Genomic DNA, 21323 nt, shown 5'->3' on the forward strand with positions numbered 1-21323 from the left:
AAAAAGGACAGATCATGACCGACCACATCTCCCCCTTGCTCGCGCAACACGAAGCGCTCGGTGCCACCCTGACCGAATTCGGCGGATGGCAAATGCCGCTGCGGTACGGCTCGGACATTGCCGAACACAACGCCGTGCGCCAAGCGGCCGGGCTCTTCGATATCTCCCACATGGGGCAAATTCGGGTCTTCGGCCCGCAGGCCGCAGCGGCGCTCGACTACGCGGTGGTCGGGTGGATGTCGAGCATCCCCGTCGGGCGGGCAAAATACACGATGATCTGCGCCGAGGACGGCGGGGTCATCGATGATCTGGTCGTGTACCGCGAGGGGGACGACCAGTTCACGGTCGTCGCAAACGCCGGTAATGCCGATGTGGTGTTCGCAGAATTAGGGACGAGGGCCGCCTCCTTCGACGCGACTGTGGCCCGGCCGCAGGAGCAGATGTCTTTGATAGCCGTCCAGGGACCGGTCGCCGAGCAGATCCTGACCGGCACGCAACTAGTTTCCGCCGTCGACGCGGAGGCGCTGAGCGCGCTGAAGTACTACGCGATCACCGGTGCCGTGGTCGCCGGGATCGAGGTGCGCGTCGCCCGCACCGGATACACCGGCGAGGACGGGTTTGAGCTGTTCGTGTTGGGGTCGCGCGCGCAAGAACTGTGGCAGGCGCTGCTGGCGGCGGGCGCGCCATTCGGGATGGTTCCGGCGGGGCTCTCCGCGCGCGATTCGCTGCGCCTCGAGGCGGGCATGCCGCTGTACGGGCACGAATTGGACCTCACCACGACTCCGTATGAGGCGGGCCTGGGGCGCGTGGTGCACCTGCAAAAGGTCGACGCCGCGGGCGCCCCGTTGCCGTTTGTCGGGCGCGCGGCGCTGGAGTCGCGGCGCCACAGCGCCCCGGCGCGGGTGCTGGTCGGCCTGCGCGCCCACGGGCGCCGGGCGGTGCGGGCGGGAACCGAACTGGTGCTCGACGCCGCGGAACCAACTGCCGTCATCGGGCGGGCCACCTCGGGGGCGCCAAGCCCCACCCTCGGGTACCCCATCGCCATGGCATACGTAACTCCCGAGTTCAGCGCGCCCGGCACCGAGTTGACCGCGCTGGTGCGCGGCCGCGGGGAAACCGTCGAAGTAGTTCAGATGCCGTTCTACCGCCGCCAAAGCTGACCGCGGCTCCGCTGGACCGCTGGACCGACCGCGATGGTCCGCTCCACCGCGACACCCCGCTCCACTGCAATAATTATCGAGGATCCACCCAACGCCCAGAAAGGCTCCACAATGAGCGACACCCTCCCCGTCGACCTGCAATACACCGCCGAACACGAGTGGGTTGCGTCCGGCGAACCCGCAACGATCGGCATCACCTGGACGGCGCAGGACGCCCTAGGTGACGTCGTATATCTGGAATTGCCGCAGGTGGGAGACCAGGTCACGGCCGGGGCCGTGGTCGGCGAGATCGAATCGACCAAGTCCGTTTCCGAGCTCTTTTCTCCCGTGACCGGCACGGTCGTAGAGATCAATGAGGGCGCGGTCGCAGATCCGGCTTTGGTCAATTCCGACCCGTACGGCGCGGGCTGGCTGTTCAAGGTGACCGTCGAAGCATTTGGCGAATTGCTGAGTGCCGAGGGGTACGCGGAGCTGACCCACAACGCCTGACCGCTTCCGGGACCACCCCTCCCAGGCGCGCGCGGAGCTGGCCCACACCGCCCCACCGATTCCGGGTTTCCGGCTCGGCGGGTGCGAAAATGGGAGGGTGAATACCCGCCGACTTGTAGTTGCTGCCGCGATCGTTGATGACCTGGATAGGCCCAGCCGCCTCTTGGGCGCGGAGCGCTCGAAGCCGGCTGCGATTGCCGGCCGCTGGGAGTTTCCCGGGGGCAAGGCGGAGCCCGGCGAAACCCCCGCGCAGGCGCTGCATCGGGAACTGCGCGAAGAGTTGGGCGTCGCGGTCGAGCTCGGCACCGAGATAATCGGACCCGATCGGGAGCCGGGCGGACACATCGGCTGGCACATCACCGATAGGCACGTCATGCGGGTGTGGTTTGCCCGGATCACCGACGGCGCACCGCGCCCGCTCGTCGAACACACTCGGTTGCGGTGGCTGCCGCTGGCGCACCTGTGGACGGTCCCGTGGCTAGACGGCGACATTCCAATCGTGCGGCGCATCGAGGACGCATTCGAGGACGCCGCCGGGGTCCAACCGCTACCCGGTGATCACGCCGCCCGGTAGCATCTGCGCGCCCTACCGTTCGTGGGCTAGTTCGACCATCTGGGCGAAATCGACGTAGTCGTGCGTGTCGTTCCGCGCACCGCGCAGGACGGGTATTGCGGTTCCCGCGTTCCGACCCACAAATTCGCGCACTTCGTCGGTGCCGCCGAACGGGTCATGCTCGTTTTGCACGACCACGGCGCTGGGCAAATCCGCTAAAGCGGCAGCGACCGGGGCGCGAAATTCGTCAAGCCCGCTCAGCGGAATCCCGAGAAAGACCACGCGCTGCGGCGCGATCAAACCGCGAGCATTGGCGAGCGTTACTATGGCCGTTCCGATCGACTTTGCGACGATCGTGTACGGTTTGGCAACCGTCTCGACCAACGCCGCCAGGGCCGAGATTTCTGCCTCCACGTCGGTATTAGCGTCGCCGCGGTCCCAGTTCGCGTAGTCCAAAATCGTGGTCGCATCGCCCGCGCCGTCGAACTCAGCAGCGACTTCGCGAATCCAGGCCTTGTGGCGGGGGTTTTTCCCGCCCAGAAGAACTATGTTCACATCCATCCCCTTCGGTCACCTCCATTATCGCGCCCGCCGAGCAACCAGTCGCCCGCCGCTCTTGCCACGACGCGGCTAAGGTAGGTCTCGTACGGCATCATTCATACCGAACAAGGACGGTCATTATGCGCGCCGCCATCATCCACGGCCCCGGCGATGTCCGCATTGAAACGGTTCCCGACCCCCAGTTGCACGATGACGGCGACGTGATTGTCGACGTGACCGCCGGATGCGTTTGCGGTTCTGACCTGTGGGCTTACCGCGGGATCCGCCCCACCCCACATCCGCACCGTATCGGTCACGAACTGGTCGGCGTGGTAACCGCTGTGGGTGCGGGGGTACGGACGCTGGGGATCGGCGACTTTGTCATAGCGCCGTTCGACTTGGGTTGTGGGCACTGCCAGTCGTGTCGGCACGGCTTCTATTCGGCGTGCGAGACGGTGTGCCTGGTGGGCGCCACGGACTCGCACGGCCGCCCCATCGATGGGGGGCAGGGCGAACGTGCCCGCATTCCCTATGCGGACGCGTCCCTGGTCAAGGTGCCAGGACCGATCGATCCGCTAGTGATACCGAGCCTGCTCACCCTCAGCGATGTGCTTCCCACCGGTCATCATGCCGCGATCAGCGCGGGGGTCGATTCGTCGACGACGGTCGTCGTGGTCGGGGACGGTGCGGTTGGACTGTGCGCCGTTTTGGCGGCAGCGCGCCTGGGCGCTCCCCGGATCATCGCGATGTCGCGGCATGCCGAGCGCGCTCAGTTGGCACGCGACTTTGGTGCCACGGACGTGATTGCGGAGCGCGGGGATGCGGGCATCGCGGCCGTCCGGGAGGCACTCGATGGGGATCTTGCGGATTGCGCACTGGAGTGTGTTGGCACCGACATTGCCATGGACCAGGCGCTCGGATCTGTGCGGGGTGGCGGAAGCGTCGGATTCGTTGGCGTGCCGGCGGGCGGGTCGCAGATCCCGATCGGCACGCTCTTCGCGCGGAACATCCGCGTCGGCGGCGGCATGGCCCCCGCCCGGCGTTACATTCCGGAACTGCTAGCCGACGTGCTCGCGGGCAGGATCGACCCAGGGTTGGTATTCACCCAAGCGTTTGCGCTGCGCGACATTGCGGCCGCGTACAGGGCCATGGACGAGCGCACAGTCATCAAATCCCTGGTCATGTCCTAGCGCGGGTGCACCGAACGCTGGCCGCGCAGGGCAAGGTCGCACCGAGCGTAGTTGCACCGAGCGCTGGCGCGCAGGGCAAGGTCGCACCGAGCGTAGTTGCACCGAGCGCTGGCGCGCAGGGCAAGGTCGCACCGAGCGTAGTTGCACCGAGCGCTGGCGCGCAGGTCGATGGGATCGCACCGGTTAGGCTCGTGGCCGCCCTTACAGCAAACCAAGTTCACCGGCGCGCGCCAGCATTCCCTGGCGATCGTGCACACCGAGTTTGCGGTAAATCGATGCCAGGTGGGTCTTGACGGTATTCGGCGAAAGATACAGGTGCTGGCCAGCCCGCGCCACCGTGTCCTTGACCGCGATAGCGCGCAGAACGCGCAGCTCCGCGTTCGACAGCGGAACCTTCAGCGCGCTATCTGCGTCGATGTTTCCCTGCCTGTGCGCGGCGAACGCGGCGGCGAATTCGGGGGACTCGTCGCACAACGCCTGATGCACCGCGGGCGGCACCGCCCAGGCCACCCTCCACTTCGATTCCTGGGTGACGAGCCGGACGATGTGGCGCGCGGTCGCGGCGCCAATGGGCTGCCCCGTGGCCACCCGCAACCATGCCAACGCCATAATCGATTCGTCCCTAACGACCGCGTATGTCTCGACGCAGTTGAGGTTGGCGTCGATGATCTGCTGCGCGCGATCGTATTCACCGGTCGCGAGCAGCAGACGCAGGTGCGATGTACCCGTGAAAATTCCCGCTGGGTGCTTGGCGTACACGTCCCAGGCCATGCCGTATTCGCCGATCGCCGAGAAGGCGTCGATCGCGACCGACATGACGATATCCCTGCTCAACGGGCATTTGCGCCTGTCATGCACGCCCGATACCAAGGCAATCTGATCGAGCACCTTCCCCGGGGTTCCCCGCACCAATTCCATGCGGCACCTCAGTAGCAGGGCAATCGGCCACAGCGAATTCAGTGGATCGAGCACATCGATGGCGTAGGCGCGCTCACGCGCGTCCGGATCCAACCGCTCGACTGCCCGCAGCGCCCCAACCGTGTCATGCGAATAGTGAGTGTAGGGCCGCAGAATCACGGCGGTGGGGTCCGGCTGCCCGGGGCGGGCGCCAGCATCCAGTGCATTGACCCGCCCCAACAGGCCATGAACGAGTCCAAGTTTGGCGTGAGCGTCGCGTTCCAACAGCAGCGCGCCATCATTGCGACCCAGCCGGTGCGCGGCGTTGAAATCCGTAATCGCGGCATCGAAGTCTTCGTTGAGCAGGGAAATGATGCCGGTGTGCAGCAACACCATGCCGAAGAACGCCTGCGCGTGTTCCGTATCTCCCGCCATGACGGAAAGCGCCAATTCGCGCACCGCCCGGGCGGCGGCTAATGACTCGGAATCTTTGCGGTGCGCCGCTCCAAACATCATGTCCTGGAACATCGCCACCAGATCGGTCCGGTCGAGGTCGCGGCCGGGAGCGTCTCCCGCCGGTGCCAGGACGTAGCGGGTGTCCATGAGGCCGCAGAGCGACTTGGCCGCGCGCAGGCCAGGATGGAGATTAGTCACCGCCGGATCCAGGGCATACAGGCCGCGGATGGCAAGCGCCGGGTCGTGATCCAGAAGCTGCCAGAACGTGCGCCCGACTATGTCCGCCACTTCCGTGCTGGCGTCCCGGTCCAGGGCCGAATTCAGATCGGATGCGACCGCGTCTATGTCGCTCGTGACGGCGCCGCACACTGACTCCACCCGGTCGCCCCCTTCCATCTCGCGCACCATCATGGGCCAACTACAGCGCATTTCGGACTAACTACATTCGCACCGATTTCGCCGCACGCAGCCAACTTCAGCGTAAAGACTCGCACGTTCCCCGCATTTCTGCTCGGCTATTTCACAATTCACCGCTCTGATGAGAAGTCTAATGCCCGTGACAGCGCACTGACGACCGTTTCTATCTCGCTCTCCGTAATCACCAATGGCGGCGCCAAACGCACGGTCTGGACGTGGGTATCCTTCGCTAAAACTCCCTGTTCCATAAGGCGCATGCAGACATCGCGCCCCGTTCCCACTGCCGGATCAATGTCCAGCCCGAACCATAGCCCCGCATTGCGAATCGCCGTGAGCCCATTTCCCAGCGCAGGCTCCAACATCTTCCGCAGCAACTCTCCGTGGCGGCGTGCCGCCTCCTGGTACCGGCCCGTGCGCAGTATCGAGACGACCTCCCGCCCGACGGCGGCGGCGAGCGGGTTACCGCCGAACGTCGACCCGTGTTCGCCTGGACGCAATACACCCAAGACGTCCGCGCGACCGACCACGCCGGATACCGGAACTATGCCACCACCCAGGGCCTTTCCCAGCGTTATCAGGTCCGCGGTCACGCCCTGACGCTGCGACTCCAGCGTGGCGCCCGTGCGCCCCAGCCCCGATTGCACCTCGTCGCATATCAGCAAGACGCTCTGTTGTTCGGTGATAGCGCGCACGGAAGGGAGGTAATCGGCCGGGGGGATGATGACCCCGGCCTCGCCCTGAATCGGTTCCAGCAGGACGGCCACCGTGTTCGCGTCGATTGCCTCCGCGACCGCCGTGGCGTCGCCAAACGGCACCCGCCGGAAGCCCGGCGTGAACGGCCCAAAGTCCTCGTAGGCGCTGGGGTCATCGCTGAAACTCACGATCGTGGTGGTGCGTCCGTGGAAATTCCCGTCCATCACGATGATGTTTGCCTGCCCCGCGGGCACGCCCTTGACTCGATACCCCCATGCGCGGGCAACCTTGATAGCAGATTCGACGGCCTCGGCTCCGGTGTTCATCGGCAAGTACATTTGCGTACCGGTTAGGTCCGTGAGGGCGGCGGCGAACTCGTCCAATTTGTCGTTATCGAACGCGCGCGACGTCAGCGTCAGCCGATCGAGCTGCGCGTGGGCCACGGCCAACAATTGCGGATTGGAGTGCCCGAAATTCACTGCGGAATACGCGGCGAGGCAGTCGAGGTAGCGTCGCGAATCCGTTCCCGTCACCCAGGCGCCCCGTCCGCTAGTGAGCGTGACGGGCAGCGGGTGGTAGTTGTGGGCGAGCCGGTCGGCCCCCGGCGCCGGCGGTCGATCGGCGGCGATTTCGGCTGGTGCGGGGGCGGAAATGTTGGTCACGATGTGCCTCTTTCAGTTAGATCCACCTCCATTATGCGGACCATCGCGCCGAGAATCGTCATCGGTGCCGCGCCTCCACCGACAACGATTCCCCCACCGCACCAAAAACCCGCCGCAGGCATTACCCCACCGCACCAAGAACCCGCCGCAGACATTCCCCTCACCGCGCCGAAAACCCGCCGCAGACATTCCCCTCACCGCGCCAAGAACCCGGCGCACCACAATCCCGCCGGCAACACGCTTCCAACGGCTGTCGGACCTATCCAATAGGCTGGAGCCACTCGTTACTTACTTACAGGGGGTACATGACCATGGCAGCAATTGGAAATAAGAGTTTCATCGCCACGTGGCTTCTATCGTGGTTCCTCGGCGTCTTCGGAATTGACCGTTTCTATCTCGGGAAGATCGGCACCGGGATTCTCAAGCTCGTCACCCTGGGCGGGTTTGGCCTCTGGGCTCTGATCGACCTCGTGATCACACTGGGCGGTGCCCAAACTGACGCGGACGGCTACGCACTCAAGGGATATGACCAGTACAAATGGACGGCAATCATCATCACGGTTGTCGTCGTGGTACTCGGTGGTGGCGGGTACAGCACCAGCATCATGTCGGGCAGCTAGGCGCAACTCTTCGCCCCGCAGCCGGTGTCGTAGGTCATGCGTAGGCTGAACGCATGAAGTTCTCACCCGCCACCCAAGCCTGGCTAGACGCATCCTTCGCTGCGCCGACGCCAGCACAGTTGGGTGCGTGGGATGCCATCGCCACGCGGACCGCGCCGCTCTGGCACGTAAGTTCGGGGCCACCGATGTGATCGCGGAACGCGGTGAAGCAGGCATCGCCGCTGTGCGCGACCTGCTGGGTGGCGAACTGGCTGACGCCGCGCTCGAATGCGTCGGGACAGACGTGGCCATGCACCAGGCGCTCGGATCGGTCCGCGGTGGCGGACGCGTCGGGTTCGTCGGCGTCCCCGCAGGCGGATCTCAGGTGCCCATCGGCACGCTGTTCTCCCGCAACATCACCATCGGCGGCGGTATGGCACCCGCCCGCCGCTACATCCCCGAACTGCTCGAGCACGTCCTCACGGGGACCGTCAACCCCGGCATGGTCTTCACCGAGACATTCGCGCTCGATGACATATCCGCCGCCTACGAGGCGATGTCGGAACGCACCGCGATCAAGTCGCTGGTGATGCCTTAGCGGTCGCACCGTCAGGGCTGGCACGCGCCACATCCCCCGGGCGGCGCGCTCGGTGTCGGTTTGACCCCCCGGGTAGCGCGTTGAAATGCGCACCCAGGGGGGTCAAACCGCCACCTACCAAACCCTCCGCCACCTACCCGAACGAGAGGGCGGGCCAGCCCCCGGGATGACCCCGGCGACCAGCCCGCCGCGACAGTGGCGTGCGAAACGGCTACTTCTTGACTGCCACCTTCTTGATGGCACTCTTGGCTACCTTCGTGGTGGCCGATCCGGCGTAGGTGACGCGCACCTTCGCCTTGCCCTTCTTCAGCTTGGGCAGCTTGACGCTGATCTTGCCGTTCTTGAGGGCAACCGTCTTCACCTTCTTACCGTTCACGCGGACCGTGACCTTGCCGGTGACGGTCTTGAGGCCCGACGCCTTGACGGTGATGGTCGCCTTGAGGCGCTTCTTGGTCGTCGTCTTCTTCGCGACCTTGAGCGTGACCTTTGCCGCCGCCTTGGCGACGGTGACGACCGCCGAGGTGGCCGTACGGGCGGCGCCGTTCGAGGCGCCTGGCAGCAGCCGCGCGGTGAGCGAGTGCTTGCCGACGGTCAACCCGGGCACCTTGAGGGTGGCCTTGCCCGTCGCCGGGATGGTCACCTCGGTGATGACCTTGGCGCCGTCGTACACGATCGCCGTGCCAGCGAGCGGCTTGCCGCTGGCGGTCGTGGCTGCCAGGGTCACGCTCGCCGCCGTTCCGTAGGTCAGTGAGGACTTCGCTGCGGATATGGCGATGGACGAGTCACTCGCCGTCACCGCGAGCTGTGCTGCGGCCGAGCCTGCCGCGACCTTCTGCGTACCGGCGTAGCTGGCCTCGACCAGGTGCGTGCCGACTGTCAGCGTCGAGGGCAGGGTGACGGTTGCCTCACCGTTCACCAGTGCGCCCGTGACCGACGCTCCGTCGACGTTGACCGTGACGTTCCCCGTTGCCGTGCGGGCGCTGACGACTTTGATGGTGGCCTTGGCCGGGGTTCCGAACGCGGTCGAGGTGGAACTCAGCGACAGAGACACGATGGAGTCCGCCGGACCCGAGTATTGCAGTGCCGGCGCGTACTGGGTGTGGAGGGCCGCCTTGGACTGCTGCTCGGCCGCGTAACCGTAGCCGAGGATGCTCGCGTCGTCCCAGGCCCGGCCCACGATCTGGACCGAGTTGGAGTAGCCGGCACTCGTGGTGGTGATCGGCAGGATGACGGTCGGGACACCGAAGTTCGACGTCAGGACTCCGGTCGCGCGGTCCGAGCTGAGGGCTGCGGATGAGGCGTCGTTGTTGCCGACCTCGGAGATGAAGCCCGGGTACACGACCGCGTCAACCGGTTCCGTATCGGCGGCACCTGTGTCCATCCAATCGGCCACCCGCTCCTTGTAGACGTCGCGGCGCTGCAGGTAGAGGTCCGTATTGGCATCGTCCATGCCGACAGAGGTGTAGTTGGACGAGACGTTGTACGGCAGGTTGTCTTTCGACTCGAGCAATCCCTTGGGCGTCGCGAACGGGAAGCCCGGGTTCTCCTCGATGTACCGCTCCCAGCCCTCGGCGCCGCCGCTGCCGACCGGGTTGATGCCCGTTCCCGACGTGGAGGGTGCGCCGGTCATCGGTACGAGCGTGGCGCCAGCAGCCTCGAAGATCTCCTGGATCGCCTCGAAGGTCTCGGGGCCTGTCGTGTCGTCCGTGAAGATGGCGGACTGGAAGGCCGTGGGCGAGTAGCCGATCCGCTTGCCCTGCAGCGCGCCAGAGTCAAGCGCGGTCTTCCATTCGGTCGGACGCTTGGAGTTGTCCACGCGGCTGGTCAGGATGTCGTCCGGGTTGTTGCCCGTCTCCTGGGTTGCGGTGGCATCGAGCAGTACGGCGAGGTCGGACACGGACTTGGCCATCGGGCCGGCGTAGTCCTGAGCCCAGGTGAGCGGCATGACACCCGAGGTCGACGTCAGGCCGTCCGTGCCGCGGAAGGCGGCGATCGAGGCCCCGGTGGATGGGGCGTAGAGCGACACACCGGTCTGGGAACCCATGGCTCCGGCGGCGAAGTCCGCCGCGAGCGCCGTCGCCGAACCGCCGGAGGAGCCGAACGAGCTCTTGGACGGATACAGGCCGTTCCAGGTCTGCTGGAAGCCGGATTCGCTGAAGGAGCCCGAATTCGCGAACTCGGAGAGGTTGGTCTTGCCGATCAGGACGGCTCCGGCATCGCGCAGTGCCGCGACCTGGAAGGCATCCGTGGCCGGCTGCCAGTCCTTCAGCGCCCGTGTGCCACCGGTCGTGATCTGGTCCTTGGTGTCGTACAGGTCCTTCAGGGCGATCGGGATGCCGAGCAGATCGGAGTCGGCGCCGTTCTTGCGCGCCACATCGGCGGCCTCGGCCTGCTCGATCGCGTTGTCGGCGACCGAGATGAAGGCTTTGAAGCCGAGCGATCCCGTGTCGTAGGCGTTGATGCGGTCCAGGTAGGCCTGGGTGATCTCGACCGAGGTCACCTCCCCGGCGCGCATCGCCGCCTGCAGTTCCGTGATGGTCTTTCCCGTGACGTCGTACGCCACATCGGTGACGGCGGGGGCCTCGTCCTCAGCGGGAGGGAGGACGAGCGGCTCTGTGCCAGCGCAGCCGGTCGCGCCCAGAAGCGCGGTGACGTCCCAGTTACTGACGGTGCACAGTTCGTCGAGCGTCAAAGCGCTGACGACAGGGCTGGCCGCGAGCGCCGCCGTGTTGGCCGCAATGGTAGTGGTGTCGTTCCGGTCACCCACGACGACGTAGCGCAGCAGGGACTGAGTCTCACCAGGGGCGATGTCGAGCGATTCGACAAAGCCCGGGTAGTTCGCGGCGCTGCCGGTGGTCACGTAGTCGGTCGTGAACGGGTCGCGTTGCTGGTTGCCGACGCGATCCGAGCCGGCGTCACCGACGACGACACCGACCGCCCGCCGGTTGCTGCCGCCCGCCGCCTGGGACAGGGTCCAGGAGTCGGTGCCATCGATCACCTGATCACCGCTGGAGGTGGCGAGAATCGACGCTGCGGAGTTGGCTGTGCCGTAGCCGAGCGCGCCACCGAACGAGACGTCGACTACGCGGTCCGCAGTGGCCGTGTTGGTGAATGTGTCGAAGAAGGTGGCGATGTTGGTGGTCGTGTCCAGCGAAAGCTTGCGAGTGACGAGGATGTCGCCGAGACGCACAGACGCGGAAGAGGTGTAGGTGGTGCCGGATGTGGCCGTGAGACCGAACCCACGCAGCATCTGACCATTCATGCGGGGCTCCTCGCCACCGCTGACCTGGGCGAAGATCGAGCCGAACGCCTCAACGTTCGAATTGGAGATGTTGCGGATGGAGCCCGTGTCGATGCCGGGTCGGCGAGCGTCGTTGATGTTCCACGAAGCGCTGTCGGCTCCCACGGGAGTGGTGATCGCCGATGCGCTCGTCCCGGCCACCACCGCTACCGGCAGTGCTCCGAGCCCTAGGGCCAGCGCGATGGCGCCGGCGGAGGCCCGTCGCGCGCTCATGTGTCGTCTCATGTTTCGATTCCTCTGCGTCGTGTCTGCTCGCGGCCCATCGGGCCAGACGTTGGACGGAGCCATCCCGGAAGGCATGGGATGTTTCCCGCCTCTCAGTCTGCGGGGCGGGACGGAACCGATTGACGCATTTCGCTCGCTATTTACGGTCGTGAAACAGGGGTTTTACTCGGGAATCTAGGGTGGGAGTCTAAGGCGCGAAGACGGCGGACTCAGGTGCCGGAGGGCTCCTGTTAAGGTCAGGAGCGAACACGCTCCCCGATGGGACATCGTCCAACTAGACTCGGGTGAACGCCAGCAAGGTCACCCGGACCCGCCAGACGAAGTAGCCTCGATGTCAGAAATCTCGCCAGAAGAACTCCTGCGAATCGCGCTCCGCTCGCGGGCTCGCGATGCAGAAAAACTGGCCTTGATCGCTGGCCTGGAACAGGCCGCCACCGATTCCCGTCTTGCCGAGTTGTCGGACGCGGAGCTGCTCAAAGTCCACGACGACGGAGGGATCGAGTACTTCAATCCGTTTGAAGTCGCAGTTACGCAGATAGCGCAGGGAGTGGCCTCCGCGAACCGGTTTCTGGATCGACTGCGTGCTTCCCTCGAGGACTTGCCCGAATTCCTCCGTTCCTGGCAGGAGGGCAGCCAGCCGAATCTTCTAGGACGAGTCATCCATGGTCCGGCCGCTGTCGAGCAGATCTGGCGAGAGAACTTCACGACAAGGGCACCGCGCGATGTTCGCGTGGTGCTGGTCGGCCCTTCCACGCTTCAGCAGTTCGGAGCGGTCCAGCCGGAATGGGCGCATCAGTATCTGACGCATCACGACGTGCGGATACGCTGCGTCGTCGATGCGATAACGTTCGAGGACGGCCCGAACCGGAGTGGATTCGACGACTGGTTCCCACCGTGGGTGTCACTTCGAGTCAACTCCCAAGCAACGGAGATGCTCCACATCTACGACGATCTGCTCCTGGTTCAGGCCGAGACGTCAATGGCGCGGTTCGACTCGGTCATAGCGATCCAAGGCGGTCCGATCGCTTCCCTTGCCGCCGCACACTTCGAATCCCTGTGGCGCAGCGGAGGCAACCCACGTCCGCCCGCCGCAGTGCGACCCTGGGAAGCACTGATCGAACTCCTTGCCCAGGGCCTCACCATTGAATCCGCAGCTCGAACCTTGCTGATCTCGGAAAGGACGGCCCGCCGCCGCATCGCCGAGGCGATGGACTACTACGGTGCTAGCTCGCTCTTCGAATTGGGCCGCCGAAGCGGCAAAGCCTGATTCGGCAGACTTCGGACATGGCCAGTTGATGCCGGTCCAATTCGGTGACCTCTCACCGACGGCCTGGTTTTATTGACAACATCACTGAAACGCAGGCAACGAAACCGAGGTCGTCTCGATCCCATGGTCGTGCAGCCTGACGACCCGAGGGGGAATCATGCGCGATACATCGGAGCTTTTGCCATTGCTGAAAACCGACTGGCGTCTCAAATTCATAGTGCTGATCGGGAGTTTGGTGTTGGTCGCATCGATCGCATCGCCCGCGACCACATCCCACGCCGCCGCTTCTTCGTCGAAATCGACCCCGTCCGCAGATACGAAGACACGGATCACCGGCTGGGTATCGGGAGTCAACCGGAAGGGCAAGCAGGGAAGACGCCTCCCCGCCGCTGTGGTGACCGTAACGGAAGTAGAACCCTACGTTCAGGTGGTTCTGGAATACAACGAAGGCGACGGATGGCGGTCGGCCACCATCAAGACAGTTCCGGAGAATTACGACGGCGGGCCGCTCAAGGTCAAGTTGCGCTTCCCGGTCACTCGAACGCTATCGACGAAATACCGAGTAAGGGTGCAGAAATGCGCAACCTCGACAGGAGCCACATCGAAGGTGCTGCTTGTTAAGGCGAAGGCTGTGAATCCACGCCTTAAAGTGTCGGCCAAGAGCGCCCTGCTGAAGGTGACGATGAAACCTGCCTATTGGCGCAAATATCGCATAGAGGAATGGCGTCAGGGCAGTTGGCGCACGATCCCCTACGGCAAAGGAGACTTCGCCACGTCGAAGGTCAAGACCACCATGAGTCTCTATCTCTTCGAGTCAGGCACGCACCGCGTACGCGTAGTCGTCCCGAGTTCGAAGCGGTACGGCAAAGGCGCGACATCCAAGACGGTGGTGGTGACAGGCCGTCGCAGTCATGTCGGCTAGGTGATACGGGATGTGACCACCCATGCGCTCGCACACGGGACAGATGTGGGTCGGACCTGTTCAGTCAGTCCAGATCGCCGACCGTGGCTTTGAGCGTGCCCAGCATCATCTCGTCATCCGCGAGAGCGGTCTCCCAGTTGTCGTTCGTGATCGTGACCGGATTTACATAGACGGCCGGAATGTCCGTAGCGGTTCCTTCGCGAGGCAGCGTGGGCAACTGGCCAATGGTCCCCCGCTGGAGCGCGTCGAGGGCCGTTCCCACGGAATTGACCAGTTCGGAGGGGAAGACCGTCACCGTTGCGCGCGTGTCAAGTCTCACCACCGATTCGAGGGCGTCGAAGGATGCATCCAGCAAGACCACTGGAAGCTCTTCCGGCAACGACGAGACCAGCAAGGTGCTCGGATCGGCGAGCACGATACCAGCCAGACCATCCAGGCCATCAAGCCATTCGAGCGCATGCTTCTTCACTTTTCGGCTGTCGCCGGCAATCTGGCAGTCGTGAACAATCACGTCGCCAGCGTCCGCGAGCTGTCCCGCTTCAACCAGCGCATCGATCGCCTCACTGAGGTCCGGGGACCCATACGCGAGATTGGCACGCTGCAAGTCACTACCGTCGCCCTGACCCAGGGTGGCGACGAAGTTCGCGATGCGCCACGGCTTCGGAGTATTCCTCTCTGCAAGCATGCCGACCAACGCCTCGAGTTGGGCGCGCGCGATAGCGTCCTCGCGCACTCCGACGTGCAAGTCGACGTCGACGTCGACGGATGCGCGCGGCACAGCGTTGTAGGAGATGAAGCGGACCCCGGCGGTGCGGGCGGCAGCTATGGCCTCCGCGTCCCCATCCCAGACATCGGATTCCATAACGATGGCTGCGGCCCCCTGCTGAGTCCACTCGTCGATGGTCTCCGCCCACGTCCAATCGTCCGTCACGTTCCGGCGGCCGTCGTGCTCATAGCCGCGTTCCGTCAGCATTTCTTGGAACAGATACTCGTCGTCATCCCAGGAGGTGAGTGCATCTGTCTCTTGGATGACACCGATCAGTGCCACAGCCTCCAGTGCCCGCGGCCGCGGGCTCTCATCTGCGACGGGTGTCGCCTCAGCAGGTAGAGTAGTTGACGCGGTGGGGTTCGGACCAGCAGCGCATCCAGCCAGCGTGATCACAACAGCGGCAACCAGAGCCGTCGCCGCGCGGAAGATCGCGGGAGCACGCAGAAGCGTATGGCACGACGCACGCAAAGTGGGGATCACGGTGGCAGTTCGCGAGACGGATCGGCTCATGCATCGAGACTAACCGAACAATGCACCTAGCATGCTAAGACTTATGGACTCTCTTGACTTTCGCCCACACCTTCGCGGTCACGTAGCCCTTCTTCTTGCCGGCAATGCGCACCGCGATCGTGGCTCCCCGATCGCGCTTCTTGACCTTGTAGGTGGCCTTCGTCGCGCCCGCGATCTTCTTGCCGCCCCGGTACCACTGGTACTTAAAGGTGACATCTGGCGTCCATGCGCCGGTCTTGACCGTGAGTTTGGCGCCGACTGCGGCCTTGCCCTTGATCTTGGGCGTCGTCGAGGCGAGCTTGCCGGGCATGACCACGGCGGTCGCGACCGACTTCTTGGTCGCGGTCTTGTATCCGGGCCGCGACGCGACGACGACGACCGAGAGTCGCTTGCCCTTGTCGTCGGGCTGCGCCAGGTACTTGCGGGTGGTCGCGCCCTTGATGGTCTTCCCTTCGCGCCGCCACTGGTAGTCGAGTACGACGCCTTCGGGCCAGTCGGCCACTGCCGCCTTCACCGTGGCCCCCACCCGCGTCTTGCCCGTCAGCGCGACGGTGCCAGCCTTGATCGCGAGCGGCTTCGTCACCTTGACGGTCCTGCCGCCGAGGAGCACCGCCCGCCCCAGCGTTCCAGCGACATTCTGGGCGTACACGTACACGGGCAGCTTCCCGCCCGTCTGTGTGTCCACGGTGATGTCGAAGCCCACGGTGGACGAGATGGCTCCCGTGGCATCCGCGCCCGAGGCGATCCCGCTGGGCGAGGACGGGTTCGTGGACGAGCCCTGCGCCCCGTTGGCGTTCGGCGTGGCGGCGACGGAGGACTCGTCGGCGATCACGCCCGCCCCGCCGGCGGGCGCGCCCACGACGACGCGAATGCCCACTGCCGCTCCGGCGGAGTCGGGGTCGACGGCCCAGCCAGTCACCCGGATCTGGCCGCGCACCGGCGACGTGGCGGCGTCGAGCGCGCCCGTCGGGTTGCCGGCCGCGTCAGCGGTGAAGTGGAGGAACCCGCTGGGCCACACCGAACTGGCGCGCTTGATGCGCTTCCAGTGGAAGTCTCCGGACCAGTTGTCCTCGGAGATGATGACCTCGTCGTTCGACACGACCCTCTCGACGTACGCGACGTGGCCCGCCGAACCCATGCCGCCCGCTCCGCCTAGCCACCAGGCGATCGCACCGACCGCAGGGGCCTGATCGACGAGTTGCGGAACCGACGTCCCCCAGTAGGTCGCGTTGCCTCCGCCGGTCCAGGGGCGCGTCGCGGGGCCGCCATCGCGAATGACCTTGTAGGCCGCGTAGTTGGTGCAGTTGTGGCCGGAGAACATGTTCCAGTACATGCTCGATCGGGCCTGCTTGTAACCGTGATCGGGGTAGCCCGCCGCGACGCAGCCGTCGTATCCGGTGCACAGCACTTCGTAGTTCGCCGCCTGGGCGGGGGCCGTGGTGGCGAGGCCGGGGAGGAGCACGAGGGCTCCTGCGAATGCCATGAGCCGTCGCCAGGCACGAAATGGCCGCCGAGCAAGGCGCCGTCGCCGTGTCGCACGCGGAATGCACCCGGGTACGACGGTCCGATTGGATGCTGCAATGTCGGTGGGAACGAGAGTGCGCTGGGGCATGGCACCTCCTTTGCGGCTACGGCCATCGCGCCAACTGGGGCTGGTGTGACAAAAGTGACAGATGATACGACTGTCATGACTCTATCGGCAGCAGCGACGCGCCACAATATGGCGGCTCGTGGCGTTGCAAGAATCGGTTCGCCGCCGACACATGATGGTTGGAGGTGAACCGCATGAAACCAAGGCTCGTGCGATCGCTAGTGGTGATGATCGCCGCGCTAGCGACGATTGGCATCGCGAGTTGTTCCTCGTCGTACACCAATGAGTTGAGCGCGGACTGGCCGCACTACAGCACGCTGCCCCAGGCCCTCTCGGCGGCGGATGCGGTCATCGTCGGCAAGACGCTGTCCTCCCGGGAATCCCTGCTGCTTCCAGAGAGCACGGCCGCGAACGGCGCCGTGGCGAATCCTGGCGAAGGAACCGCTCCGAGTCCCGACGAAATTGGCGGCTCGGCCGTACCAATAACGATCGCCACGGTCGAGGTCATCGAATCCATCAAGGGCAGCCTGCCGCCGGGAACAACGATTGAGATCGGGCAACCGGGCACCAAGGCTCAGCGCGAAGTCAGCACCGTCCTGCTCGAAGACATCGACGCGGCGGAGATGGTGCTGCTGCTCAGCGCCTACGAATCCTCTCCCTACAGTCTCATCTCCCCCGAATCCGGGGTCATGCCGCTTGCGGGCGAGCGGATCACTGCCCTCAAAGAACCTGCCGGGAGTAGTTCCACCCCGCTCGCCAGCGATCTAGAGGAGATCAGGAACGCGCTGCGGGATAAAGAGGGGGCATAACTCCGGCACCCGTTCCTGCAGACACTTCACGCCGGTGGCCTCCCATGTGAGCCACCGGCGTGAAGCGCTTTGTCGTCACTAGCCTTAAGAGAGGCGGCTAGATCAGTCTCGCAGCGTCATGGTGCAGCACTTGATGCCGCCACCAGCCTTGAGAAACTGCGAGAGGTCGAGGGGAACCGATACGAAGCCGAGTTCCTCGACGATGCGGCCGAACTCGCGCGCGGCACCGGCGTGGAACACGTGCTTGCCGTCGGAGACGGAGTTCATGGCGAATGCTTCCGCGTCCTCAGCCGACACCTTCACGGCGTCGGGGAACAAGCGCTCCAGCGTGGCGCGCGACTCATCGCCGAACGCTCCGGGGAAGTACGCGACGAGCCCGCGAGCCTCGTCGAGCACGCACAGGGCGGTGTCGAGGTGATAGAAGCGCGAGTCGACCAGGTGCAGCGACACGACCTCGCGACCAGCGACCGCTTCCAGCTCGCGATGCGACTCAATGGTCGAACGGAACCCATATCCGGCGAGGACTCGGTCGCCGAGCGCGATGTAGTCGCCCTCGCCCTCGTTCACGAAGGTGGCCTCGACGACCTTCGCGGACGTGTTCGCCTTCTGCCACTCGGCGTGCAGCGGTCCTTCGGCCTCGCGGAACTCGGTCGAGAACTTGGCGGTGTAGAAGATGCCGCCGACGCTGAGGCCGCCGTTCGCGGCGAACACCATGTCGGGCAGGCCCGGCACGCCGGGGATGATCTCGACGGTGTGGCCGTAGGCGCGGTACGCGTCGACCAGCGTGCGCCACTGGGCGAGCGCGAGTTCGCGGTCGGGGCGGTCGGTCGTGGCCATCCACGGGTTGATCTCGTATACGACGTCGAATTCGGACGGTTCGACCATCGCGAAGTGATACGGGGATGCGGTTCGCTCTACGGCTTCGACCTTCTCAGCCAGGGTTTCAGTCACGTGGGACTCCTCGTGTTTCTCAGGGCGGGTTCGGTGGTTGTAGTGATCGGGGGTGGTCCGTGCGGGCTCGCCCATGGGCGGGTGGTTCCTGAGCCTGTCGAAGGGCGGGCGGGTCTCCGGACTCGTCCGGCGAGCGCGATCAGGCGTGCAGGGCGGCCTTGACCGCTTCGGCGAGCTGGTCGACCTCGTCCGCGGTCACGATGAGCGGCGGCGCAAGCCGCACGGTCTGACCATGCGTGTCCTTCGCGAGCACCGAACGCTCCATCAGTCGCATGCAGACGTCGCGGCCCGTGCCGAGGCTGGGGTCCACGTCGATGCCGAACCAGAGTCCGGCACTGCGGATGGCCGTCAGGCCGTTGCCGGCCAGGGGATCGAGCGCCGCCCGCAACTGGGCACCGCGCTCGCGTGCCGCCTGCTGGTGCTCACCGGTCTCGAGCATCCTCACGACCTGGGTTCCCACGGCCGCCGCCAGCGGGTTGCCGCCGAAGGTCGAGCCGTGCTCGCCCGGCCGCAGCACACCGAGCACGTCACCGCGGCCGATCACGGCGGACACGGGGACGACGCCGCCGCCGAGGGCCTTGCCGAGGGTCATCAGGTCGGCGCGGACTCCCTGCCGCTCCGATTCGAGCGTCGCACCGGTACGTCCGAGACCGGCCTGGACCTCGTCGCAGATCAGGAGCACGTTCCGCGCCGCGGTGAGCTCGCGCACATCGGCCAGGTAACCGGCCGGGGGGATCAGCACGCCCGCTTCACCCTGAATGGGCTCGATCAGGACCGCGACGGTGTTCTCGTCCATCGCCTGGGCAATCGCGAGGGCGTCGCCGTACGGCACGCTGCGGAATCCCGGGGTGAAGGGCCCGAAATCGCGGTATGCGCTCGGGTCGTCGCTGAAGCCGACGATGGTCGTGGTGCGGCCGTGGAAGTTGCCGTCCATGACGATGATGTTCGCCCGGTTCTTGGGGACGTCGCGCACCCGGTAGCCCCAGGCGCGTGCCACTTTGATGGCGGATTCGACCGCCTCGGCGCCCGTGTTCATCGGCAGGACCATGTCCGTGCCGGTCAGGTTCGTGAGCGCGAGGGCGAACTCGTCCAGGCGGTCGTTGTCGAAGGCGCGCGAGGTCAGCGTGAGGCGGTCGAGCTGCGCGTGGGCGACGGCGAGCAGTTCTGGGTTGGCGTGACCGAAGTTCACCGCTGAGTAGGCCGAGAGGCAGTCCAGGTACTCCCTGCCGTGGGAGTCGGTGACCCAGGCGCCCTTCCCGCTGGTCAGCGTGACCGGTAGCGGGTGATAGTTGCGGGCCAGTCGGCTCGCGCCCTCCTGCGCGGCGGGCTTCGCGCTCCGGTGCGTCACGGTTGAGTCGGCCATTTCGCCTCCTTGGTGTCGGATTCGTCCCTTCCATTATGGGGACGAGCCCTCCGTCACTTCATTGCAAAATACGCAACGGGCATGCGAATAATGGCGATGGGCGCAAACAGTTTGCTAATTTAACAAAGTGGACGCAATAGATCGCACAATCATTGAACTGCTTCGCGACGATTCCAGAACCGCGCTCGGGGTCATCGGAGCGCAGGTGGGACTCTCGGCTTCCGCGGTGAAGCGAAGGGTCGACCGGCTCCGAGAGCTCGGGATCATCCGCCGCTTCACCATCGTGGTCGATGAGACCGCCGCCAACGCCTCGACCGAGGCCTACGTCGAGGTCTTCTGCCGCGGGACCGTCGCCCCCGCCATGCTCCGGACCATGCTGGAGCAGGTGCCCGAGGTCGTCTACGCCGGGACGGTCACGGGCGACGCCGATGCCGTGGCGCTGCTGCGGGCGCGCGATATCGCCGCTCTCGAACGGGCGCTCGAGCGAGTGCGGGCGATGCCGAACGTTGATCGCACGCGATCCGCTGTGGTCCTCACGCCGCTCGTTCAGAAATAGCGCCAGTCGTCGGCTCGGCCGGACGCTCGGCCAGGCATTGGCTGGCGGCCGTTCGGCAGGGCCAGAAGCACGCGGGCAGGCCCCACCGCGCTTGCGGCGAGACCTGCCCGTCATGAGGTTTGCGTCTGGTCAGCCCAGCAGGAATACCCGGGCGTTGTCCGCTTCGACCGTGGCGCCCAGAACGACTATTGCCTTAGTCTTCGCGGCAAGCGAAATAGGCAGATTGCCCTCGGCGAAGTCCTCTCCGCTGACGCGCTTGAGAACCTTGACGTTCAGCTTCTTGCCCTTGGCCGTGATGATGCGAACCTTCTGGCCCTTCTTCGCCTTCCACAGCTTCGCGGCCGACGCGTGGCCCTTCTTGATGCCAATCAGCAGGGGGAATCCCAACTCGTCGAATGCGCTGCCCTTGGCCTCGATGAAGGTGGACTTCATCTTCCGGGCCTGCTTCACCGTCAGTTTCTCGGGGTTGGCACGACTCTTCGCCTTTACGACGATCGTTTTCGTCGTCTTCACTGCGGCTACAGCAGGTGCGGCAGATACGGCTGGAAGAGGAGCCGCCGGGGAAGCCTGGGCGATGGGGGCGACGCCGGCGGCGGCACCGCTCGAGAGTGCTACCGCGGTCAGGGCCGCGACGATCTTTTTGCGCATGAGTGCGAGGTCTCCATTCAGACGTGAAATGCCGATGTCACATGACCATACTTGCGTCTAGGGACAAGCCAATAGAATACCGGCCACAGCTGGCGCTCAGATGGGACTTGTTCAGCCTCCGCCCCACGCCTAGTGCGACAACCTCCAGACAACCTCA

At 65.2% G+C, this 21323-nt stretch carries 19 protein-coding genes; 10 read left to right on the forward strand and 9 right to left on the reverse strand.

The genetic code is table 11. From position 1 onward, the window contains the following. Positions 1-14: 14 nt before the first annotated feature. The 3 genes from gcvT to FB389_RS06080 all read left to right on the forward strand — a co-directional run bounded on the left by gcvT (position 15) and on the right by FB389_RS06080 (position 2223). The gene (gene gcvT, locus FB389_RS06070; protein ID WP_142111922.1) at positions 15-1160 is read left to right on the forward strand and encodes a glycine cleavage system aminomethyltransferase GcvT; all 1146 of its coding nucleotides are present in this window, start codon (positions 15-17) and stop codon (positions 1158-1160) included. Positions 1161-1271: 111 nt separating this feature from the next. After that, entirely contained in the window at positions 1272-1649 is a 378-nt protein-coding gene (gene gcvH / locus FB389_RS06075; RefSeq protein WP_142111924.1) for a glycine cleavage system protein GcvH, read from the forward strand. A 97-nt stretch (positions 1650-1746) separates the two neighbouring features. After that, complete coding sequence (locus FB389_RS06080) at positions 1747-2223, forward strand: (deoxy)nucleoside triphosphate pyrophosphohydrolase (RefSeq protein WP_142111936.1); 477 nt, start codon at positions 1747-1749, stop codon at positions 2221-2223. A gap of 12 nt (positions 2224-2235) precedes the next feature. Here the strand turns inward: FB389_RS06080 and FB389_RS06085 are convergent, their stop codons facing one another. Further along, the gene (locus tag FB389_RS06085; protein WP_142111938.1) at positions 2236-2757 is read right to left on the reverse strand and encodes a hypothetical protein; all 522 of its coding nucleotides are present in this window, start codon (positions 2755-2757) and stop codon (positions 2236-2238) included. A 125-nt stretch (positions 2758-2882) separates the two neighbouring features. Between FB389_RS06085 and FB389_RS06090 the strand changes: the two genes are divergently transcribed. Next, on the forward strand, positions 2883-3932 hold the full coding sequence (locus tag FB389_RS06090) for a zinc-binding dehydrogenase (RefSeq protein ID WP_142111939.1): 1050 nt from the start codon (positions 2883-2885) through the stop codon (positions 3930-3932). Between the two features lie 201 nt (positions 3933-4133). Here FB389_RS06090 and FB389_RS06095 read toward each other — a convergent pair whose 3' ends face one another. Both FB389_RS06095 and rocD (FB389_RS06100) read right to left on the reverse strand, forming a co-directional pair. Further along, positions 4134-5663, reverse strand: a complete 1530-nt coding sequence (locus FB389_RS06095; RefSeq protein WP_170207898.1) for a response regulator transcription factor — start codon at positions 5661-5663, stop codon at positions 4134-4136. A 149-nt stretch (positions 5664-5812) separates the two neighbouring features. Next, on the reverse strand, positions 5813-7057 hold the full coding sequence (rocD, locus tag FB389_RS06100; RefSeq protein ID WP_211344962.1) for an ornithine--oxo-acid transaminase: 1245 nt from the start codon (positions 7055-7057) through the stop codon (positions 5813-5815). A gap of 311 nt (positions 7058-7368) precedes the next feature. On the opposite strand from rocD (FB389_RS06100), the gene FB389_RS06105 reads away from it, so the two are divergent. Then, on the forward strand, positions 7369-7677 hold the full coding sequence (locus tag FB389_RS06105) for a TM2 domain-containing protein (RefSeq protein ID WP_246043550.1): 309 nt from the start codon (positions 7369-7371) through the stop codon (positions 7675-7677). Between the two features lie 127 nt (positions 7678-7804). Then, positions 7805-8254: a zinc-binding dehydrogenase gene (locus FB389_RS06110; protein ID WP_246043551.1), complete on the forward strand. Its 450-nt coding sequence runs from the start codon at positions 7805-7807 to the stop codon at positions 8252-8254. 211 nt (positions 8255-8465) lie between these two features. Here the strand turns inward: FB389_RS06110 and FB389_RS06115 are convergent, their stop codons facing one another. Continuing rightward, complete coding sequence (locus FB389_RS06115; protein WP_170207899.1) at positions 8466-11780, reverse strand: amidase family protein; 3315 nt, start codon at positions 11778-11780, stop codon at positions 8466-8468. Between the two features lie 331 nt (positions 11781-12111). Here FB389_RS06115 and FB389_RS06120 point away from each other — a divergent pair, with 331 nt between their 5' ends. Together FB389_RS06120 and FB389_RS06125 are read left to right on the forward strand one after the other, a co-directional pair. After that, positions 12112-13047 carry a helix-turn-helix domain-containing protein gene (locus tag FB389_RS06120; RefSeq protein ID WP_142111949.1) on the forward strand — a complete coding sequence of 312 codons (936 nt, stop codon included), beginning with the start codon at positions 12112-12114 and terminating at the stop codon, positions 13045-13047. 157 nt (positions 13048-13204) lie between these two features. After that, a complete protein-coding gene (locus FB389_RS06125; protein WP_142111951.1) occupies positions 13205-13969 on the forward strand; it encodes a hypothetical protein in 765 nt (254 codons plus the stop codon). Between the two features lie 64 nt (positions 13970-14033). Here the strand turns inward: FB389_RS06125 and FB389_RS06130 are convergent, their stop codons facing one another. After that, entirely contained in the window at positions 14034-15248 is a 1215-nt protein-coding gene (locus FB389_RS06130) for a substrate-binding domain-containing protein (RefSeq protein WP_142111954.1), read from the reverse strand. A 34-nt stretch (positions 15249-15282) separates the two neighbouring features. Continuing rightward, positions 15283-16710: a CHAP domain-containing protein gene (locus tag FB389_RS06135; RefSeq protein WP_170207900.1), complete on the reverse strand. Its 1428-nt coding sequence runs from the start codon at positions 16708-16710 to the stop codon at positions 15283-15285. A gap of 323 nt (positions 16711-17033) precedes the next feature. Between FB389_RS06135 and FB389_RS06140 the strand changes: the two genes are divergently transcribed. Further along, on the forward strand, positions 17034-17648 hold the full coding sequence (locus FB389_RS06140) for a hypothetical protein (protein WP_142111957.1): 615 nt from the start codon (positions 17034-17036) through the stop codon (positions 17646-17648). A 102-nt stretch (positions 17649-17750) separates the two neighbouring features. Here the strand turns inward: FB389_RS06140 and ddaH are convergent, their stop codons facing one another. Together ddaH and rocD (FB389_RS06150) are read right to left on the reverse strand one after the other, a co-directional pair. Beyond that, on the reverse strand, positions 17751-18599 hold the full coding sequence (gene ddaH, locus FB389_RS06145) for a dimethylargininase (RefSeq protein WP_246043552.1): 849 nt from the start codon (positions 18597-18599) through the stop codon (positions 17751-17753). A 139-nt stretch (positions 18600-18738) separates the two neighbouring features. Next, complete coding sequence (rocD, locus tag FB389_RS06150) at positions 18739-19962, reverse strand: ornithine--oxo-acid transaminase (protein ID WP_142111961.1); 1224 nt, start codon at positions 19960-19962, stop codon at positions 18739-18741. A gap of 127 nt (positions 19963-20089) precedes the next feature. On the opposite strand from rocD (FB389_RS06150), the gene FB389_RS06155 reads away from it, so the two are divergent. Beyond that, positions 20090-20518 (forward strand): Lrp/AsnC family transcriptional regulator, encoded by a 429-nt coding sequence (locus FB389_RS06155; RefSeq protein ID WP_142111963.1) that lies wholly within the window; start codon positions 20090-20092, stop codon positions 20516-20518. 129 nt (positions 20519-20647) lie between these two features. On the opposite strand, the gene FB389_RS06160 is transcribed toward FB389_RS06155, so the two are convergent. Beyond that, on the reverse strand, positions 20648-21166 hold the full coding sequence (locus FB389_RS06160) for a hypothetical protein (RefSeq protein ID WP_142111965.1): 519 nt from the start codon (positions 21164-21166) through the stop codon (positions 20648-20650). Positions 21167-21323: the final 157 nt, after the last annotated feature.

Source organism: Rarobacter incanus (assembly GCF_006715765.1).
Lineage (GTDB): Bacteria > Actinomycetota > Actinomycetes > Actinomycetales > Cellulomonadaceae > Rarobacter > Rarobacter incanus.

Excerpts from the sequence above, each read along its gene's own strand:
- gcvT (WP_142111922.1), top strand. The coding sequence starts at position 15 with ATGACCGACCACATCTCCCCCTTGCTCGCGCAACACGAAGCGCTCGGT.
- gcvH (WP_142111924.1), top strand. The coding sequence starts at position 1,272 with ATGAGCGACACCCTCCCCGTCGACCTGCAATACACCGCCGAACACGAG.
- FB389_RS06090 (WP_142111939.1), top strand. The coding sequence starts at position 2,883 with ATGCGCGCCGCCATCATCCACGGCCCCGGCGATGTCCGCATTGAAACG.
- FB389_RS06105 (WP_246043550.1), top strand. The coding sequence starts at position 7,369 with ATGGCAGCAATTGGAAATAAGAGTTTCATCGCCACGTGGCTTCTATCG.
- FB389_RS06115 (WP_170207899.1), bottom strand. The coding sequence starts at position 11,780 with ATGAGACGACACATGAGCGCGCGACGGGCCTCCGCCGGCGCCATCGCG.
- FB389_RS06120 (WP_142111949.1), top strand. The coding sequence starts at position 12,112 with ATGTCAGAAATCTCGCCAGAAGAACTCCTGCGAATCGCGCTCCGCTCG.
- FB389_RS06125 (WP_142111951.1), top strand. The coding sequence starts at position 13,205 with ATGCGCGATACATCGGAGCTTTTGCCATTGCTGAAAACCGACTGGCGT.
- FB389_RS06130 (WP_142111954.1), bottom strand. The coding sequence starts at position 15,248 with ATGAGCCGATCCGTCTCGCGAACTGCCACCGTGATCCCCACTTTGCGT.
- FB389_RS06140 (WP_142111957.1), top strand. The coding sequence starts at position 17,034 with ATGAAACCAAGGCTCGTGCGATCGCTAGTGGTGATGATCGCCGCGCTA.
- rocD (WP_142111961.1), bottom strand. The coding sequence starts at position 19,962 with ATGGCCGACTCAACCGTGACGCACCGGAGCGCGAAGCCCGCCGCGCAG.
- FB389_RS06160 (WP_142111965.1), bottom strand. The coding sequence starts at position 21,166 with ATGCGCAAAAAGATCGTCGCGGCCCTGACCGCGGTAGCACTCTCGAGC.